This window comes from Bradyrhizobium roseum, assembly GCF_030413175.1.
Lineage (GTDB): Bacteria > Pseudomonadota > Alphaproteobacteria > Rhizobiales > Xanthobacteraceae > Bradyrhizobium > Bradyrhizobium roseum.
This window is the reverse complement of the sequence record NZ_CP129212.1, coordinates 4060723-4076975: the sequence shown is the minus strand read 5'-3', so window position 1 is coordinate 4076975 and position 16253 is coordinate 4060723. Positions and strand designations below refer to the sequence as shown.

The window sequence follows — 16253 nt, the reverse complement described above, 5'->3', positions numbered from 1 at the left end:
GCAACATCAGGCTAAGCGGGAACAGGAAGTGCCCGCTTTTAGCACGCTTGTCGGCACGGGCAAAAGCCCGGCCGCGATGCCGTGGAACCGGCCTATGCCGCCCGCACCTCCGTGAGGAAGCGGTTGACCTGGCCGGCAAGGTCCTTGGACTGCGAGGACAGTTGTTCGGCCGCGCCGAGCACCTGGCTGGCCGCGGAACCGGTGTCGTCGGCGGCCTTCTGGACGCCCGTGATGTTGGAGTTGACCTCCTGGGTGCCGCGCGCTGCTTCCTGCACGCTGCGCGAGATTTCCTTGGTCGCGGAGCCTTGTTCCTCGATCGCGGCGGCAATCGCGGTACCGATCTGGTCGATCTCGGCGATCACGTTGGCGACGTTCTGGATCGCCGTCACCGTCTGGTCGCTCGCCGCCTGGATGGCTGCGATCTGTTCGGAGATTTCGGTGGTCGCCTTTGCGGTCTGGCCGGCCAGCGATTTGACTTCGGAAGCGACCACGGCAAAGCCGCGGCCGGCATCGCCGGCGCGCGCGGCTTCGATGGTCGCGTTCAGCGCCAGCAGGTTGGTCTGCGCGGCAATGCTCTGGATCAGCGTCACGACGTCGCCGATTTTCTGCGCCCCCTCGGCGAGCGAGCGGGCCGTGTCGCCGGTGCGCCGCGCATTGTCGACGGCGCGGGCGGCGATCTCGGTCGACTGTGCCACCTGGCGGCCGATCTCCGAAATCGAGGAGGCGAGTTCCTCAGTGGCGCTCGCCACCGTCTGGACGTTGGCGGAGGTCTGTTCGGAGGCGGCGGCGACGATGGCCGCCTGACGATTGGTGAGCGTTGCCGTCGACGACATCGACTGGGCGGTGTCTTCCATGACGGACGACGCCGACGACAGCCCGCCGACGAGTTCGGTGACCTTGGCTTCGAACACGCGGGTCAGTTCGTCGAGCACCTGCGCGCGGCGCATCTTGCCGTCGCTCTCGGAGGCCTTTTCGGCGGCAAGCCGTTCGGCCTGGATCATGCTGTCCTTGAAGACGCCGACGGCGGCAGCCATCGCGCCGATCTCATCATCGCGGCCGGTGCCCGCGATTTCGCCGGATACGTCACCACCGGCCAGCCGCGTCATCGTGGAAGTGAGGTCGACGATCGGACTGCAGACGCGGCGGCGCACCATCACGATCAGGCCGGCGCTGGCGGCGGTGACTGCGATGAGAACGGCGAGCGCGATCAGGAAGCTCAGGCGTGCGGACGAATAGGCAAGCCCGAGAACGTACTCGGCGTTGTCGTAGAAAGCGTTACGAACATCGACGACGGAGCCGAGGCCGAGCTGGGATTCCGCGAAGTACTTATCGACGTCGGTCGCAAATTTGCCGGAGGCTGCGCCTTCCTTGACGAGTTTCAATTCATTGCCGAAACGCTTGACGTAGGCCTCGTTCATCTTGTCCAGCGCCGCCGCGACATTGGCGGGCGTGGCAGGATTGCCGCGCAACTCCTGCAGCGACATCAGGATTTGGTCGGCGCGGCCCTGAGAGCGGCTATGTTCCATCTTCTCGGCCTCGGTGGCGACGCGGTTGTTGCCGACGAGGTTCTTGTGAACGCTGGCGTTGTAGCCGCCGACGTCGCGCAGGGTCCAGGCGATGTTGGCATAGACGGCTTGCCGGTAGGCGTCGCCGTCGAGCTGCGCCATGCGCCGGACCTGTTCGTCGAGCAGCGTCGTGACGGCGACATTGAAGGCCGCGTTGTCGGCGACGATCTTCCTGGCTGCGTCTTTGCGGGATTCGGCCGGGCCGTCGATGGCCTTGTCCATGGCCTCGCGAAGGGCGGCGAACTTGACGTTCAGCGCGTCGATGCCGGCGCCGAGGGCTGCGGCATCGTCGAGACCGCCGGACAGGTTCTTGCGGACCGCGTTCATCTTGTCGCGCGCGCCGTCGGTGTTCTTGCGATACTTGTCGTGGAGCTCGGTTCGCATTTTCGGGTCCACCGCGGGCGGCCCGTAGAGGATGTTGGTGGCAAAGCCGCGCTCGGGATTCAGGTAGCGTGGAATTTCGCCGACCGCCCGCACCACTTCCAGCCGGCTCTGCGCCACCGAGACCTTTTCCATGGTCTGATATTTGGAAGCCGCCACATAGATGGCGAGCCCGCCGCCGACGGCGGAAAACGAGACGATCGAAGCCGTGAGGAGAGTGCCGATTTTCATGTGGTTTGACCATTGCGCTGGTGCGGGCATGCGGGCCACCAGTATAAGTGGTGCTAATTAATCCGTGGTTTACGGGGGGCGTGCCGCCTTGGCGGGCGCCGATGCGGCCCTGCACCCGCCAACGGCATCCGCGACGTCGCAGGCCCCGAGGGGGCGCCGCTAGCAGGCTTCGTCGGCCACTGGCTCCCGCGATGACGGCCCGTGGCGGGCGCCGAGGTGCCGTATTTCGTCGCGCCGCTTGAGTCTCGCTCGCAGATACCCGCCAACGGCGCGCATCATGCGACGCGGTTCGACCGTTGGCTCAACAAGACAGCGTAGGCCGCTGCGGACCGCCGTCTAGCGCGTTGCTTCGGCCGTGCCCTCTGCACCGGAGCGGGAGTGAACCGCCGTCTTGGAACCCATTTCCTGGCAGGACAGTTGCGTCCAGGATTCGTCGGCAGCCTGCTGGTAGGCATGGCAGGAAGACGCGGGCGCCTCGGTTGCCCTTGCCACATGCGGTGTCGTGCCGGAATTCCTGGCGAGTGTCGGTGCGGCCAACGTAAGCAGTGCGGCCGCCGAACCGAAGAAGATCGCTTGTCCTAACCGCATCAGAATTCTCCCTGTCTCGATAGCGTATGCTTTCTTTTTACTAAGCGAGATTGTGGAAATTGTTGGAAATGACGGTAGGCGTCAGCAAGGCTTGCTTAATGCTTCGTAAACGAGCGGCGCCGCCGCCCTGGCAGCAGGACGAATTCCGTCGTGGCGTGGCGGAACGGGCCTTGTAATGACGCTGGAAGAGGCGGGTGACCCGCGAGCGCGGCTGACCTAGCGGCGCAGACGGGCGATCGTGCCCGCGACGATCTGCATGGTGACGCCGACGACCCATCCCACCATGATCATCGATACCCAGGCCAGATGCGGATCATGGCGCAGCACGATCACGCCGACGCATGCGAAGGCCGAGAAGGCCGCGAGGAAGGTGCCTATCGCGCTGAGCAGTTCCGGCGTGTCGATCTTGCCGATCCAGGTGCCGTCGACGGATCGGCCCGGTGCGTCGAAGGGAAGTGGCGGCGTATCGATGCCGAGATAGAAGCCGACCGCGCCGCCGATCATCATGGCAAGCAGAAAGGCCTGATTGGTGAGCGCGGCGTGGCTCGTTCCCACCAGGGCCGCCACAAACAATCCGCCCGCAGCGCCCGCCATGGCAAGGCCAAGGCGTTCCAGAATATGGGCGACTTTTCGAACACGGGTTTGCATGGGCGCTGCCCGCCGGTGAAGGAGCGAAGACTAGGACTGTTTCCGGCAAGGCGATAGCAACCTGAAGATGCAGGCAGCGCACCTGATGGGTAGAGCGGGAGGTGCTACCGGGCAGCAGGACAAGCCGGCGGATTACGGTTCGCCAATTCGATGGACGCCGATAGAATTGCGTATCCTTTCCAGGAGATGTGAACATGGGTCTGCTCCACAATCCCTTCGATCCCGCGCGCGAGACGGCGCTCGTCACCGGTGCCGGCAACGGGATCGGCCGCGCGATCGCGCTGGCCCTGGTCGGCGAGGGCGTGCGTACGGTGTTTGCCGATATGAATCCGGAGACGGTGACGGCAGCGATCAAGGCCTCAGCCCGGCCGGACCTTGCAGTGCCCTGGGTCGGCGATCTCGCCGATGCCGCGGCGCGCGATCGGTTGCTGGCGCACGCCGCTGGCGCGCTCGGAACAATAACGCATTTCGTGCACAGCGCATCGCCGCCGCGCCGTGAAGCCGATCATGCGCTTGGTGTCACGACGGAGACATGGGCGCGGATGCATGCGGTGAATCTCGAGGCTGGATTCCATCTCTCGCGCGAATTGGCGCGAAAACTGATTGCCGCCAAGCTGCCTGGATCGTTTCTGCTGCTGACCTCGTTGCACGCCGGCACTCCGCGCAATCTGCCGCATTATTCGACATCGAAGGCGGGGCTTGCGATGCTGGTGAAGGAACTGGCGAAGACGTTCGGTCGTTTTGGCGTCCGCGTCAACGCGCTGGTGCCCGGCGCGATTGCCGCCGGCGGCTTCGTCGCCGACCCTGCGCTCGCCAAACATATTCCGCTCGGCCGGCTCGGCGAGGCCAACGACCTTGCACCGCTGGCGCTTGCGGTGCTGTCGAACCGGATCTCGGCCTATGTCACCGGTGCGGCGATCGTGATCGACGGCGGCCTGTCGCTGACGAACTGGTTCGCGCCGCCGGAATTGGGGGATGTGTAGCTGGCGGGTTACCGGATGCGCTGATGTTTCGCGCGCCATTTCGGGCCCGGGCCGCGCATGTAGTGCAGTTCGGGTCGGTAGGGATCACGGGCGAGGTCGACGAACCGACGCCAGTGAATCAAGAGTCCCATGACGGGCCGGTGCATCAGCTGAATGAGCAGCATGGCGACCTCTCAATGCAGCTTGCCGAGCATCGATGAAAACGGCACGACCAGGATCTCATTGTTGAGGTCGTCGCTGATATGCAGCGTCCAATCGCGCCAGTCTTCGGGGCCTTGCCCCAGGATCAGCGATGTCACGACGCGGGCGGCGTGGTCACGCAACTCGGAGAGGCTGCCGACGGCGGTGCCGCGTTGATCGACGCATACGCCGTCAGAATTGGAGTAATGGAAATAGACCTTTGCCATGTCCGACTCCCTCGATTGCTATTCGCGCTGAAATAGCAGGCGCAGGGTCGGCTCGATATTCGGGGTGATTGCGTACGGAATTCTACGGGACTGCATCCTGAGCCGCGCGGAATCGCACGCCGGCAAATTTTTCGAAAATTATCATTGTCCACGGTAGGAACGAGGCTTTCGGTTCGGCCGTTTTACGAAGCCGCCGCATCCAAAATGCTGCGGTCTGGACCAGTGGAACCCTGGGAGAGCGACATGATGTCGGAAATGCAGATCCACACGATTGCACGCCAGATGATGGAGCAGCACGGCCTCACCGCCATCGCGCAGGCGGCCCGCAACGCGCAGGCCTGCGAGAGCAAGGGCAATACCGAGGAAGCCAAAGAATGGCGTCATGTCGAGGACGCCATGAAGATGATGCGGGGACCGCATCAGAGCTGAGCTTTGCGGAAGCTGCGCCGGTCACGCGCATGCGTGACCGGCGGCTATGTCTTGACGGCCGTTAACGCAGCGGCATCGGCGGGCGCACCACCGGCTGTCCGTCATCGGCCATCGCTTGTGCGGGCGGAGGCGGCGGCAATGCCGCTGCTGCCTGAGGCGGTGGCGGTGCGATAGGCGCGGCGGCCACCGGCGCGGGCGCGTAGGCCGGCGAATAGGTGGAAACGACTGGTTTGGGCTTGCGCACGGGCGGCGGGGATGCGGGGCGCTGCGCAGGCGGCGCCGTCAGCGCCGAAATTTTCGGTCGAACGGTCGGCTCCACGGGCCTGGTTTCAGCCGCCTTTGCCTCCGAAGCCTTTGCCTCCGAAGCCTTTGTATCCGAAGCCTTGGCAAGTTCGCGCGCCATCTGTGTCTGGCTCGCCTTGAGTTGTGCGATGGTGGCTTTCAATTCCTCGACCTGCTGGCCCATCGCGGCGAGATCCTGCGCCATCGATTGCAACTGGTTCGGCTCCGCGGCTGGGGTCGTGGCGGTGATGACGGCGGGGGCGGATTGATCTGCGGCGGCGGCTGCCGCCGGCTGTTGCGCGGGTACTCTTTCTGCAGCGTTGGCCTGAACGGCCGAAGCGTTCGACTGCTCTGCGGCGGGGGCGGCCGACGAATGCAGGGCCGCCAGTACGAAGGGCGGGGTCCACTCGGCGGCCATGGCCTTCGCCTGATCGCTGTATTGCTGGTAGGCGGCGGCTGCCGTGGCGCCGAACAGCGCGAGCGCCGCTATCGCCAAGCGCTTGCCCCATTTCGATGTCGGCTGCGCGGCGGGAGGCTTGAGAGCGTCGATCTTGATCTCGCTCGATCGCCCATTCCCGACCGGAATATCGCGTGTGTCCGGCGCACCGAGCGGCGGTTCGACTGGCGGAATGGATGCGGCTACCGATATCGGCGGCGCGACATGCACATGCGGCGCGGCTGATGTGCTGGGCGGATCGTGCGCCGGCGGAGGGGACTTCTCGGCATGCGCGGCGAGCAGTGTTTCGATCGCGAGCACGTCCGGTCGATCGGTATCTTTCATCGGCGTCGATTGCATTGGCGGTCCCTTGCTCAGTCCAATGTCACCCCGCATCGGGGCGGCGAGCATGCTTCGCGGCTTCAAATTCGGCGCGAAAGCCTTGTCCAAGCCGCCACACGGCCAGCGAGGTTTGACCAAAGCAAGGCGATCTCGTGAAGAGGTTGCGGCTCTGGGTTCCGGCGGCGGAACCTACGAAGGGAATGGCGAGCCAGGAACGCGTTCTTTGCGGTGGGGTGGGGCGAGCCCGCGCAGGCGTGATTGGCGCTACAGGGCCACGCCAGCGACGCCGGCGCGATGTCTGGCGTGCCATTTCGGGCCGGGGCCGCGCATGTAATGGCGCTCGGGACGATAGGGGTCGAAGGCACGCTCGATCAGGCGCTGAAAGCGCGCCAGGATGGCATCGAGGCGACGAAGCCGCAGCATGAAAGGGCGCACCGGCAGCATGGACGTCTCTCTCAGTGCGGTTTGCCGAGGACGAAGGCGAACGGCAGAACGAAGATCTCGTCGTCGAAATCGTCGCTGACATGAACGACCCAGTCGCGCCAGTCTTCCGCGTCGCGTCCCATGATCAGCGACCGGACGAGGCCGGCTGCGCGGTCGCGCGCTTCTGCGAGATCGCTCACCGATTCACCGGACCGATCGATGCGGACTTCGCGGGAGTTCGAGCAGTGGAAATAAACCTGGGTCATTTCGGCCTCCTGCGCTCAAAGCGAGCTGCTCCTATGGGTACGAAGCTAATCGCAGAAGGTTCTGCCTCTCCGTGATGCATCTCACAGTCGATCGTTAGGATTTTCTTAAGGGTGCGATGGTGAACTTTTAGGCATGGAATCGCAGCGGAACCGGACCTTCTGAGCCGGCAGTTGCAAGAGAGGCCGGCGGCGTAATGCCCGCCGGCCTTTTCTCTTGTCGCAAGTGCTGGGAATTCACGGCGCCGTGACATCGGGTTCGGGAACCAGCAACTCATCTTGTCCGTTCGTCCTCATATTTGCATGGAGGACGGACGATGACGAAATGGACCCTGCTTGGCGCGGCCGCGATTATCGCGACAGCGCTGGCGACGCCTGCGACGTCGCAGGAAGCTACCCAGGAGCCCGGGATGATCGGGTTCTACTACCCGAACTCGAACTACCTGCGTGGCGGGTATGGCGTGCGTACGCCGAGCCGCCATGACCACAGCTACTACCATGGCGGCTACGGGCCGCGCGCCTATTACGGGCCGAATGCTGCCGGCGTCGCGGCGGGCATTGTTGCGGGAACGGCGGCTGCCATCGCCGGCGCGCCGTATTACGATTCCTACGGCTACTACGAAGGGCCTTATTGATTGGTCCGGAAGCGCAACTGCGAGGAAGCGGCCGCAAGGCCGCTTTTTTGTTGGCGTTTCGTGTTGCGCGCGAGAGCGGCATTCGATGGTCATTCCATGCAGGCATGGGGCCTTGCACGGCGAGGGGCCGCGTGGTTCGACTGCATCCTCCACTATTTTAAGGGGCAGGATCTTGAGGGGAAGGCTTCATGGGAAATCGAATTCTCGTTCTCTACGGCTCCTACCGTTCCGACCGTATGGGCATCCGGCTCGCGAACTTCATCATCGAGGGATTTGCCGCGCGTGGCGACGACGCCGAACTGATTGACGCCAAGGCGATCGGCCTGCCGATGCTCGACCGGATGTACAAGGAACATCCGAAAGGCGGCGCGCCGGCCGCGCTCGAACAACTCGCCGAAAAGATCCGTAGCGCCGACGGCTTTGTGTTCGTCACCGGCGAATATAATTGGGGCATCCAGCCGGGGCTGAAAAATCTCACGGATCATTTTCTGGAGGAATGGTTCTGGCGCCCGGCCGCGATCGCGAGCTATTCCGCCGGTCGCTTCTCGGGGGCGCGCGCAGCGCTCGCGTGGCACGGCACGCTTTCGGAAATGGGCATGGTGGTGATCTCAAGCACGATCGCCGTCGGGCCGATCGCGCAGACATTGAACGAGGACGGCAAGCCGACGGGCGAGGGCGGCAAGGCATTGTCGCATGCATTCCCGCGCTTTGCCGACGATCTTTCATGGTGGATGGAAGCGGCGAGCGCGCAGCGGGAGAGGAAGAAGCCGCCATATTGAGCACGCACGAACCGTCGCCGCGAACGGTTCGTTGCCGCGTTTGCAACGCAATAATGGCAAAAGCACTCCCAGTTTTCGCCATGCCCCGACAGCAGATTGCGTGCACTTGCCATTTTCCAGCTGTCACAAACGGCCCGTCCGTACGGAAAAATCAATGTTGCCCTTGAAAATGCGATGCGGTCTGCTGGTTCTCGCGGTCACGGCCGCGCTCGGCGGATCGGTGGCCCTGGCGCAGAACCTTGATCGAGGCAAGCCGGCGACAAAATTGTTTGCCGAAAGCTGCGCGTCCTGCCATCGCAGCCCGCGCGGGCTTTCGAAAGGACGCTTTCACCTCACGCTCTATCTGTTTCTGCAACAACACTATTCCAGCGGTTCGAGCTCGTCCTGGGCGCTGACCTCCTATCTGGAATCGGTCGACAGCGGAAAGCGTGTCTCGACGAAATCCGCTGCCAAGACAGGGGCTTCGCGGTCGCGCCTGTTGCGACCGCCAGCGCCGGTGCCGGTGCGCTAAAGCAACACTCACGGCTTGCCCACTGGCTTGCTGCGAAATTTCCGCAAGCCTGCCATCTTTTCGACCTTTCACGGCCTAGCATCTTGGGCGTGTGCGTGGCGGGGAGTAACGAAGATGGTGGTGGCTGAGCTCAAGACCAAGGTGGAAAAGTACGAAACCAAGGCCTCGCGCTGCGAGCGGCAGGCGCGGGAAGCAACCGACAAGGCCGAGCAATCGTTTTACGAAGTGCTGGCCGGCTACTATGGCAGCTTGGCCACCGATTTCCGGAAAATTCTCGAAAAGCGGCTGGTCGCTTAAGCGACTGGACTGTTCACGCAGGCAGCGCCTTGCTCCGTTCGGCCAGTTTCACCATCACCTGCAGGGCGTGATTGGTGGGGGTGGGAATGCCGAGCTCGGCGCCCTTGCGCACCACATGGCCGTTGAGAAAGTCGATCTCGCTGGGTTTTCCGCGCGCGAGATCCTGCGCGGTGGACGACTTCTGCCGCGGCATCATGTTCGGGATGTTCAGGATATTGGCGAGCAGATCGTCGGGCAGCGATACACCGCTCGCGCGGGCAACGGCGATCCCTTCCTGCACGGCGCGCGTAACGACATCCTTGGCGCCGTCCACTTCGAGCATCGGCCCGTAGGAAATATCCGCAACCGCGGACAGCGCGTTGAATGCGCAATTGATCACGAGCTTGCTCCATAGCGTCACCTCGATATCGTGCGATATCGTGGTGTGGACGCCGGCGGCTTCAAGCGCCTGCGCCAGTGCTTCGCTCGCAAGAGAGCGGCCGATGGCGAGGTCGCCGCCGCCATGATGCCGGATGTGGCCGGGCCCGGCCATCTCGCTGCCGACATAAACGACGGCGGGAATGACGGCCTGGCCGATGACGGCCGAAAGACGCTGCGCATTGTCGACGCCGTTCTGCAGGCTGAGCACGGATGCATCCGGCCGCAGGCGTCCAGCGAGCGCGCGGCCGGCTTGCTCGGTGTCGGCCGATTTCACGCACACCAATACCAGATCTGGAGAGTCCAGCGAGGTCGTATCGATCGCGGCCCTGGCGGGGAGATGACCTTTGAACGTCTTGAGATCCAGCAGCAGGCCGTTGGTGTTAATCGCGTCGACATGCACGGGCCGGCCGACGAACGTCACGTCATGCCCGGCACGCAGCAGCAGCCCCCCATAATAACATCCGACGGCCCCGGCGCCGATGACTGCGACTTGCATCGGTTCTCTCCTACGTGTTGCTACCGAGTATTTCCGACAGCGCCGACAACAGCCGCTCGGTCTGCGCATCGGTGCCGACCGTGATCCGCAGGTAATCGGCGATACGCGGAACGGCAAAATGACGGACGATCACCGCACGCTGGCGCAGCGCGGCGGCAAGTGCCGCGCCCTCATGCGCGGCATGTCGGGCGAAGACGAAGTTGGCGGAAGAGGGCAGCACGTCAAAGCCGAGTCCGCTCAAACCTCGCGTCAGTCCCTCTCGCGCTTCGATCACGCGCGCCCGGCTTTGCTGGAAATACGATTCGTCCTCGATCGAGGCGATCGCGCCGGCCTGGGCGGGGCGGCCCAACGGATAGGAGTTGAAACTGTCTTTCACGCGGGTGAGAGCCTCGATCAGGTCGGCATCGCCGATTGCGTAGCCGACCCGCAGGCCCGCCAGCGCGCGCGACTTCGACATGGTCTGAACCACAAGAAGATTTTTGTGGGTGGCGACCAGCGGGATCGCGGTCTGGGCGCCGAAATCGACATAAGCCTCGTCGATCACGACTGGCGCATCGGGATGATCCTCGAGCAGCTTGGCGATTTCGGCCCGTGAGAGCGCAACGCCGGTCGGCGCGTTCGGATTGGGGATGATGATCGCGCCGGCCGACCGGCGATAATCTGAGACTTGTATCCGCATGGTCCGATCGAGCGGCACGGCTTCATGCGCGATGCCGAACAGGCGGCAATAGACCGGGTAGAAACTATAGGTGATATCGGGAAACAGCAGCGGCGCGTCATGCTTCAGCAGCGCGTTGAAGCTGTGCGCCAGCACCTCGTCCGAGCCGTTGCCGACGAACACCTGCTCGGGGCGCACCCTGTGATAGGTGGCCAAGGCGGCGCGCAAGGCTGACGCCTGCGGATCCGGATAGAGGCGCAGCGAATCGGCCGCCTCGGCGCTGATGGCTTCGAGCGCGCGCGGCGAGGGTCCGAACGGGCTTTCATTGGTGTTGAGTTTCACAAGCTCGGCGATGCGCGGCTGTTCACCCGGCACATAAGGCTTGAGTTCGTGCGTCAGGCGGCTCCAGAAGCGGCTCATTTGTCTCTCCTGCGCTCGTCCGGGCTACAAGGTAATGGCGATACATTCGAAGGTCCGCTCGGGGTGGACGAGCTGCGCCGCGCTTTCGACGATACGCATCTCTTCCGTGCCACGGGCCACGGTATTTTCCAGAACGGCAAAGATCGCGGAGGCCGCGTGGCTCAGCGCATCTGGTGTGCTCGAGCCGCCGACACGTGCCGCGGCGAGCAGTGCTGCGAACAAATCGCCGGTGCCGTTCGGGCTGATCGGCAGCTTTGGGGTGCGCACGCGCCAGGCGTTAGCGCGCTCGATGGCGACGCTCTCGATCTCGCCGCCGGGCGTATCGGCCAGTTCGGCGCTGGTGACGACGACGGTGCCGCGTGCCATGAACGCCCGCGCAGCCTTGATGAGTTGATCGATCGTGGCCGCCTTCGCGCCGCTGAGCCATTCGAACTCGAAATGATTGGGCGTGACGATGTCGGCAAGCGGACACAGCAGATCGCGCACCAGCGGCGGAATATCGGCGTGGACGAACAGGCCGCGATCGCGATCGCCGATCACGGGATCGCAGCAGTACAGTAGCGACGAATTTCTCGCCTTGGCGCGCGCAACGAAATCCGCGACGACCGTGGCGTTTGCGGCCGAGCCGAGATAGCCGGTCACGATCATCTGCGCGGCATCGATTGCGCCGCGCTCCTCGATCCCGAGCAGGAGATCGGCCAGCAGTTCCGCCTCGACCGCGCGGCCGCGGATCGTCGGATAGCCCGGCCGGTTGCTCAGCAGCGTGGTCGGCACGGCGACCACGTCGATGCCGTGCATCTGCATCGGAAACACCGCGGCGCTGTTGCCGACATGGCCGAAGGCGACCTGCGACTGGATCGAAATCACGTTCATGATCAGACTTTTGGATTAACTATTTTTCCCGGAGCGGGAACCCGCCGAGGTTAACACATTGGTTATTTGTTTGCGGGCATTTTCACAACCTCATTCAACAGGGAGGCACCATGTCTGACGTCACCATTCCCGGCGGCAAGATCCGTTCTTTCGTCGAGCGGGTCGAGAACATCGACGGCGAGCTGGCCGAGCTGAACGAGCAGAAGAAGGAAGTGTTCGCGGAGGCCAAGGGCGAAGGGTTTGATGTGAAGATCCTCAAGGAGATCATCAAGCTGCGCAAGCAGGACCAGGACGAGCGCGACGAGCATGAGAGCCTGCTCGATCTCTACATGCGCGCGATGGAAAGCGCGTCGGAGGAGAAGGTCGCGAAGGCGGCCTGAGCTAAGTCCAGCTACGGGCCACCTACGTCATGGCCGGGCTCGTCCCGGCCATGAAGGGCCAGTGATGGCGTTGGCAGGCCACCGCGCTCGCCAGACCTGCAGCCGCGTGGGTTGAACGCGTCTGCGGGGCGCGTTAAGCCGCCCGCGATGAACGAGCCGGATGGTGGCGGTAAGATCTCGGCGCGACAATTGCAAGCGAAGGCGGCGCTGGTCGGGATGGCGTGCGGCGCCGGCGCGGCATTGTGCTGGGCGCTCGGTTTTGTGGCGACGCGGCACGGGTTGAAGATCGGGTTCACGCCGCCCGATCTGCTGATGCACCGATTTCTGTGGTCGGGCGTTGCGTTCCTGCCGCTGGTGCTGCGCGCGGGCATCGGCGATCTCGGCGGCATCGGCTGGGGCCGCGGCCTGGTGCTGATGGTGCTGGGCGGGCCGGTGATGTCGCTCATCAGCTATACCGGCTTTCTGTTCGTGCCGCTCGGCCATGGCAGCGTGATCCAGCCGTCGAGCGCGACGCTCGGCGGATTGCTGCTGGCCGCGCTGTTCTTGCGCGAGCGGGTACCGCCCTCGCGCGTCGCGGGCGCGATCGTCATCGTCGGCGGGCTCGTGGTGATCGGCGTGGAGTCGATCGGCCATATCGGCGCGCATGGCGTGCTCGGTGATCTGCTCTTTGTTGCAACCGGGTTGATGTTCGCGGTATTCGGCACGCTGCTGCGGCACTGGCGTGTCAACGCATTCTCGGCGGCGACCGTGATCAGCGTGCTGTCGCTCGCACTGCTGCCGCTGTATGCGATGTTTGTCGGCTTCGCGCGCGTGACGGCGCTTGGCTGGTGGGAAAATGGACTGCAGGCACTGGCGCAGGGAATCCTGGCCGGCCCTGCAGCGCTTTATCTGTTCGCGTTCTCGATTCAAACGATTGGCGTCGCCCGCGCCGCGGTGTTTCCCGCGACCGTGCCGGCGCTGACGATTCTCAGTGGATGGTTGCTGCTCGGCGAGACGCCAACTGCGCTGCAGGCGGCGGGGCTCGCGACGGTGCTGTTCGGATTCTATCTGGCGCAGCGGCAGAGATAATGATGCTGCTGTGTAAAGCAGACATCACGCCCTGCGAAGTGAACGCGTTGTTAAGAATCGCTTCGCGTCGATTTGAACGATTCCGATTCGTTCTTTGAGAACAAAATGGAGTCGGACATAGAACAAAGCTGATGAGCGGATCATGCTCCGCTCATCAGAACGACGCGCCGGACCGATCTGTCGTTATCCGCCTTCGCTCACCGGCACGAATGCAGTTTGCCGTCGTAGCCGCGATACGTTCCCGACGATGCATTGTAGGTGCGGAAGCGGGCGCAGAGCATCACCATGGTTCGCTTGCGCGGCTTGTGGGTTGCCCTGGCTGGGGACGCCGGCTTGCCGTGCTCCACGCCCGTGCTGCGGGCAGCTATTCTTGATGGCTTGGCGACAGGCTTCTTCTTCAGGACGGGCTTGTCGTAAGCGACGGCTGCTTTGCCGGCAGGCGCCGGCTTCTGCTCGACAACCGCAGGCTTTGCCGGGATGGCCGAGGTTCGCTCCACGGCGGCTGGCTTTTCGATCGCGGCTGCCGGCTTTTCTTCGACGGGGGCTGGCTTGGTTTCGGCGGCGACCGGCTTGACTTCGACGGCTGCCGGCTTGTCCTGCGCGACGGCGGGTTTTTCCTCGACGGGCGCGGGCTTTTGTTCGACGACGGCGGGCTTTTCCTCCGCGGCTGCGGGCTTCTGCTCGACGACGGCGGGTTTTTCCTCCGTGGCTGCGGGTTTCTGCTCGGCGACCGCAGGCTTTTCTTCCGCCGGTGCGGGCTTCTGTTCGACGACGGCCGGCTTCTCCTCGGCGGCTGCCGGCTTGTCCTGGGCGACGACCGGTTTTTCTTCCGCGGCGGCTGCAGGCTTTTCTTCCGAAGGTGCTGCTGGCTGCGCGGCGGCCGGTGCCGGAGCATCGGTCGCCGATGTCTGCGCGAGCGCTTGCCCGCCGGTCGTCATCAACAAGACGCAACAAAGGACGCCGGCGCGCGCGGCGGCGGTCGAAAGAACTGACAAACGCATGGAATGATACTCAGCTGATGTGGGCCCCGTGAAAGCTCCACACGCATTTGCGGCAAGTCTGTGATCAGGGCCGCGCTTTCGCGCGTGACAAGGTGCATCAGGCTGGGAGTGTGTGCCGCCGGCTACAACATGCAACTTGGGGGCGTGTCGTTGGGAGTAATCGAGCCGGTCGCGCGAGTGGACGATCTTTCATGCGCGCCTTGCAGCCGGAATTGAATGGCGCAGCAGCGGTTGTTTGTCTATGCTGAGGGAATGTCACGGCTTTTATGTCTGTTCATTGCTGTCGCGCTGGCGCTCGGATCGGCTGTGGCTTCTGCCGAGCCGGCGAAGAAGCGGGCGACGGCGCGCTGGCATGGCTATGGTTTTCTGCCGGGCTACCAGCAGCCGCTGAACAACAGCGCTCCGCTGTACAAGCAGAAGGACGCGCTGCGCCGTCTGGCGCGCCAGAACCGGCGGCCCTGGTACATCGACCCGACGCCCGGCTATTACGACTGGAACGGCAATCCGCGCTATTTCGGCCGGCCCGGCTTCTACGGCGGCCGCTACAATGGCGGTGGTTTTGGCCCGTGCTGGACGCGGACGCCGATAGGCCCGGTGTGGAATTGCGGGTGAACCCGCTGCGCTGATCCGCCCTGCCTGCTCCCCTTGACAATACCGCGCCCCGCCGCCGGAATGCGGACAGCGCAATAAGCGCGGCGTCACACCAGGCGCATCAAAAACAATGGGGAGGGGTTGCGAATGTTTCGCCAGATAATCCGCCATGCCAGAAGGCTTGCGCTTGCCGTGCTTGCGGCCGCAAGTCTCCTCAGTTTCGGCAGCGCGCAGGCCGCGTTCCCGGATCGGCCGATCACGCTGATCGTGCCGTGGGCCGCCGGCGGCGGCACCGATGCGGTGGCGCGGCAGATCGCCATCATGCTGGAGCGCGATCTCAAGCAGCCGGTGAACGTCGTGAACCGCACCGGCGGCTCCGGCGTGGTCGGCCACCAGGCGATCGCGACCGCCGCACCCGACGGCTACACGTTCGGGCTGATCACGCTCGAGATCACCCTGATGCACTGGGCCGGGCTCACCGATCTGACCTTCGAAAAATTCACGCCGCTCGGGCTGGTCAACCAGGACTTTGCCGCGATCCACGTCAAGGCGGACAGCCCTTACAAGAACGTCAAGGAGCTGTTCGCGCACATCAAGGCGAACCCGAACAAGGTGGTCGCGTCCGGCACCGGGCAGGGCGGCAGCTGGCATGTCGCGCTCGCCGGCCTGATGCAGGCCGAGGGCCTTTCGCCGACCTCGATCCGCTGGGTGCCGTCCACGGGGGCGGCGACCGCGCTGACCGATCTCGCCGCCGGCGGCGTCGACTTCGTCGCATGTTCGATGCCGGAGGCCGAGGCGCTGATCAAGGCCGGGCGCATCCGCAGCCTGGTGTTCTTCTCGCCGAAGCGCGCGCCGAACTTTGCCGACGTGCCGACCACCGAGGAGGCGACCGGCCACAAATGGCACAAGGGCGTATGGCGCGGCTTCGCGGCGCCCAAGGGCCTGCCGCCGGAGATCGCGAAGACCTACGAGACCGCGATCAAGAAGGCCTGGGACAGCGACGAGTTCAAGGAATTCATGACCCGCCGCGGCTTCGACATGATCTATCTGGACGCGGCGAAGTATGGCGCGTTCATGAAGGCGGACGACGAGGACAACGGCAAGGCGCTGAAGTCGCTCGGGCTGGCGAAGTGAGGGGCGGAAACA

The 16253-nt window shown here is 64.2% G+C and carries 22 protein-coding genes; 10 read left to right on the top strand and 12 right to left on the bottom strand.

Features of this window, described 5'->3' with window-relative positions; genetic code table 11:
- Positions 1-92: 92 nt before the first annotated feature.
- The 3 genes from QUH67_RS19615 to QUH67_RS19605 all read right to left on the bottom strand — a co-directional run bounded on the left by QUH67_RS19615 (position 93) and on the right by QUH67_RS19605 (position 3413).
- Positions 93-2177: a methyl-accepting chemotaxis protein gene (locus QUH67_RS19615; RefSeq protein ID WP_300940496.1), complete on the bottom strand. Its 2085-nt coding sequence runs from the start codon at positions 2175-2177 to the stop codon at positions 93-95.
- A gap of 336 nt (positions 2178-2513) precedes the next feature.
- Positions 2514-2765, bottom strand: coding sequence for a hypothetical protein (locus QUH67_RS19610; protein WP_300940495.1), 252 nt, complete (start codon positions 2763-2765; stop codon positions 2514-2516).
- Positions 2766-2981: 216 nt separating this feature from the next.
- Positions 2982-3413 (bottom strand): hypothetical protein, encoded by a 432-nt coding sequence (locus QUH67_RS19605; protein ID WP_300940493.1) that lies wholly within the window; start codon positions 3411-3413, stop codon positions 2982-2984.
- Positions 3414-3607: 194 nt separating this feature from the next.
- On the opposite strand from QUH67_RS19605, the gene QUH67_RS19600 reads away from it, so the two are divergent.
- Positions 3608-4396: an SDR family NAD(P)-dependent oxidoreductase gene (locus QUH67_RS19600; RefSeq protein WP_300940492.1), complete on the top strand. Its 789-nt coding sequence runs from the start codon at positions 3608-3610 to the stop codon at positions 4394-4396.
- An 8-nt stretch (positions 4397-4404) separates the two neighbouring features.
- Here QUH67_RS19600 and QUH67_RS19595 read toward each other — a convergent pair whose 3' ends face one another.
- Entirely contained in the window at positions 4405-4560 is a 156-nt protein-coding gene (locus QUH67_RS19595; protein WP_300940490.1) for a hypothetical protein, read from the bottom strand.
- Positions 4561-4569: 9 nt separating this feature from the next.
- Positions 4570-4803: a DUF6894 family protein gene (locus tag QUH67_RS19590; protein WP_300940488.1), complete on the bottom strand. Its 234-nt coding sequence runs from the start codon at positions 4801-4803 to the stop codon at positions 4570-4572.
- A gap of 243 nt (positions 4804-5046) precedes the next feature.
- Here QUH67_RS19590 and QUH67_RS19585 point away from each other — a divergent pair, with 243 nt between their 5' ends.
- Complete coding sequence (locus tag QUH67_RS19585) at positions 5047-5232, top strand: hypothetical protein (RefSeq protein WP_300940487.1); 186 nt, start codon at positions 5047-5049, stop codon at positions 5230-5232.
- 61 nt (positions 5233-5293) lie between these two features.
- On the opposite strand, the gene QUH67_RS19580 is transcribed toward QUH67_RS19585, so the two are convergent.
- From QUH67_RS19580 to QUH67_RS19570, 3 genes are all read right to left on the bottom strand, one after another.
- Positions 5294-6295, bottom strand: coding sequence for a hypothetical protein (locus QUH67_RS19580; protein WP_300940486.1), 1002 nt, complete (start codon positions 6293-6295; stop codon positions 5294-5296).
- Positions 6296-6556: 261 nt separating this feature from the next.
- Positions 6557-6736, bottom strand: a complete 180-nt coding sequence (locus tag QUH67_RS19575; protein ID WP_300940484.1) for a hypothetical protein — start codon at positions 6734-6736, stop codon at positions 6557-6559.
- An 11-nt stretch (positions 6737-6747) separates the two neighbouring features.
- Entirely contained in the window at positions 6748-6981 is a 234-nt protein-coding gene (locus QUH67_RS19570; RefSeq protein ID WP_300940483.1) for a DUF6894 family protein, read from the bottom strand.
- A gap of 314 nt (positions 6982-7295) precedes the next feature.
- Between QUH67_RS19570 and QUH67_RS19565 the strand changes: the two genes are divergently transcribed.
- The 4 genes from QUH67_RS19565 to QUH67_RS19550 all read left to right on the top strand — a co-directional run bounded on the left by QUH67_RS19565 (position 7296) and on the right by QUH67_RS19550 (position 9200).
- Positions 7296-7613: a hypothetical protein gene (locus tag QUH67_RS19565; RefSeq protein ID WP_300940481.1), complete on the top strand. Its 318-nt coding sequence runs from the start codon at positions 7296-7298 to the stop codon at positions 7611-7613.
- Positions 7614-7801: 188 nt separating this feature from the next.
- Positions 7802-8392 carry an NADPH-dependent FMN reductase gene (locus QUH67_RS19560; protein ID WP_300940480.1) on the top strand — a complete coding sequence of 197 codons (591 nt, stop codon included), beginning with the start codon at positions 7802-7804 and terminating at the stop codon, positions 8390-8392.
- A gap of 154 nt (positions 8393-8546) precedes the next feature.
- The gene (locus QUH67_RS19555; protein ID WP_407080336.1) at positions 8547-8903 is read left to right on the top strand and encodes a hypothetical protein; all 357 of its coding nucleotides are present in this window, start codon (positions 8547-8549) and stop codon (positions 8901-8903) included.
- 120 nt (positions 8904-9023) lie between these two features.
- Complete coding sequence (locus QUH67_RS19550) at positions 9024-9200, top strand: hypothetical protein (RefSeq protein WP_300940479.1); 177 nt, start codon at positions 9024-9026, stop codon at positions 9198-9200.
- 13 nt (positions 9201-9213) lie between these two features.
- Here QUH67_RS19550 and QUH67_RS19545 read toward each other — a convergent pair whose 3' ends face one another.
- Genes QUH67_RS19545 through pdxY form a run of 3 tightly spaced genes read right to left on the bottom strand, consistent with a single transcriptional unit; the run spans position 9214 to position 12067 of the window.
- The gene (locus QUH67_RS19545) at positions 9214-10116 is read right to left on the bottom strand and encodes a ketopantoate reductase family protein (protein ID WP_300940478.1); all 903 of its coding nucleotides are present in this window, start codon (positions 10114-10116) and stop codon (positions 9214-9216) included.
- A gap of 10 nt (positions 10117-10126) precedes the next feature.
- Positions 10127-11194 carry a histidinol-phosphate transaminase gene (hisC, locus tag QUH67_RS19540; protein WP_300940477.1) on the bottom strand — a complete coding sequence of 356 codons (1068 nt, stop codon included), beginning with the start codon at positions 11192-11194 and terminating at the stop codon, positions 10127-10129.
- A gap of 24 nt (positions 11195-11218) precedes the next feature.
- Positions 11219-12067, bottom strand: a complete 849-nt coding sequence (gene pdxY, locus QUH67_RS19535) for a pyridoxal kinase PdxY (RefSeq protein WP_300940476.1) — start codon at positions 12065-12067, stop codon at positions 11219-11221.
- Positions 12068-12177: 110 nt separating this feature from the next.
- Between pdxY and QUH67_RS19530 the strand changes: the two genes are divergently transcribed.
- Positions 12178-12447, top strand: a complete 270-nt coding sequence (locus tag QUH67_RS19530; RefSeq protein ID WP_300940474.1) for a DUF2312 domain-containing protein — start codon at positions 12178-12180, stop codon at positions 12445-12447.
- A 147-nt stretch (positions 12448-12594) separates the two neighbouring features.
- Complete coding sequence (locus QUH67_RS19525; RefSeq protein ID WP_300940473.1) at positions 12595-13515, top strand: DMT family transporter; 921 nt, start codon at positions 12595-12597, stop codon at positions 13513-13515.
- Positions 13516-13712: 197 nt separating this feature from the next.
- Here QUH67_RS19525 and QUH67_RS19520 read toward each other — a convergent pair whose 3' ends face one another.
- Positions 13713-14516: a BA14K family protein gene (locus tag QUH67_RS19520; protein ID WP_300940472.1), complete on the bottom strand. Its 804-nt coding sequence runs from the start codon at positions 14514-14516 to the stop codon at positions 13713-13715.
- Between the two features lie 252 nt (positions 14517-14768).
- Between QUH67_RS19520 and QUH67_RS19515 the strand changes: the two genes are divergently transcribed.
- The gene (locus QUH67_RS19515) at positions 14769-15128 is read left to right on the top strand and encodes a hypothetical protein (protein WP_300940470.1); all 360 of its coding nucleotides are present in this window, start codon (positions 14769-14771) and stop codon (positions 15126-15128) included.
- A gap of 126 nt (positions 15129-15254) precedes the next feature.
- Positions 15255-16241 carry a tripartite tricarboxylate transporter substrate binding protein gene (locus QUH67_RS19510; RefSeq protein ID WP_300940468.1) on the top strand — a complete coding sequence of 329 codons (987 nt, stop codon included), beginning with the start codon at positions 15255-15257 and terminating at the stop codon, positions 16239-16241.
- Positions 16242-16253 lie beyond the last annotated feature (12 nt).

Excerpts from the sequence above, each read along its gene's own strand:
- QUH67_RS19605 (WP_300940493.1), bottom strand. The coding sequence starts at position 3,413 with ATGCAAACCCGTGTTCGAAAAGTCGCCCATATTCTGGAACGCCTTGGC.
- QUH67_RS19575 (WP_300940484.1), bottom strand. The coding sequence starts at position 6,736 with ATGCTGCCGGTGCGCCCTTTCATGCTGCGGCTTCGTCGCCTCGATGCC.
- QUH67_RS19610 (WP_300940495.1), bottom strand. The coding sequence starts at position 2,765 with ATGCGGTTAGGACAAGCGATCTTCTTCGGTTCGGCGGCCGCACTGCTT.
- QUH67_RS19555 (WP_407080336.1), top strand. The coding sequence starts at position 8,547 with ATGTTGCCCTTGAAAATGCGATGCGGTCTGCTGGTTCTCGCGGTCACG.
- QUH67_RS19510 (WP_300940468.1), top strand. The coding sequence starts at position 15,255 with ATGTTTCGCCAGATAATCCGCCATGCCAGAAGGCTTGCGCTTGCCGTG.
- QUH67_RS19580 (WP_300940486.1), bottom strand. The coding sequence starts at position 6,295 with ATGAAAGATACCGATCGACCGGACGTGCTCGCGATCGAAACACTGCTC.
- QUH67_RS19560 (WP_300940480.1), top strand. The coding sequence starts at position 7,802 with ATGGGAAATCGAATTCTCGTTCTCTACGGCTCCTACCGTTCCGACCGT.
- QUH67_RS19530 (WP_300940474.1), top strand. The coding sequence starts at position 12,178 with ATGTCTGACGTCACCATTCCCGGCGGCAAGATCCGTTCTTTCGTCGAG.
- QUH67_RS19515 (WP_300940470.1), top strand. The coding sequence starts at position 14,769 with ATGTCACGGCTTTTATGTCTGTTCATTGCTGTCGCGCTGGCGCTCGGA.
- hisC (WP_300940477.1), bottom strand. The coding sequence starts at position 11,194 with ATGAGCCGCTTCTGGAGCCGCCTGACGCACGAACTCAAGCCTTATGTG.
- QUH67_RS19600 (WP_300940492.1), top strand. The coding sequence starts at position 3,608 with ATGGGTCTGCTCCACAATCCCTTCGATCCCGCGCGCGAGACGGCGCTC.
- QUH67_RS19520 (WP_300940472.1), bottom strand. The coding sequence starts at position 14,516 with ATGCGTTTGTCAGTTCTTTCGACCGCCGCCGCGCGCGCCGGCGTCCTT.
- QUH67_RS19595 (WP_300940490.1), bottom strand. The coding sequence starts at position 4,560 with ATGCTGCTCATTCAGCTGATGCACCGGCCCGTCATGGGACTCTTGATT.
- QUH67_RS19590 (WP_300940488.1), bottom strand. The coding sequence starts at position 4,803 with ATGGCAAAGGTCTATTTCCATTACTCCAATTCTGACGGCGTATGCGTC.
- QUH67_RS19570 (WP_300940483.1), bottom strand. The coding sequence starts at position 6,981 with ATGACCCAGGTTTATTTCCACTGCTCGAACTCCCGCGAAGTCCGCATC.
- QUH67_RS19615 (WP_300940496.1), bottom strand. The coding sequence starts at position 2,177 with ATGAAAATCGGCACTCTCCTCACGGCTTCGATCGTCTCGTTTTCCGCC.
- QUH67_RS19585 (WP_300940487.1), top strand. The coding sequence starts at position 5,047 with ATGATGTCGGAAATGCAGATCCACACGATTGCACGCCAGATGATGGAG.
- QUH67_RS19565 (WP_300940481.1), top strand. The coding sequence starts at position 7,296 with ATGACGAAATGGACCCTGCTTGGCGCGGCCGCGATTATCGCGACAGCG.
- QUH67_RS19545 (WP_300940478.1), bottom strand. The coding sequence starts at position 10,116 with ATGCAAGTCGCAGTCATCGGCGCCGGGGCCGTCGGATGTTATTATGGG.
- QUH67_RS19525 (WP_300940473.1), top strand. The coding sequence starts at position 12,595 with ATGAACGAGCCGGATGGTGGCGGTAAGATCTCGGCGCGACAATTGCAA.
- pdxY (WP_300940476.1), bottom strand. The coding sequence starts at position 12,067 with ATGAACGTGATTTCGATCCAGTCGCAGGTCGCCTTCGGCCATGTCGGC.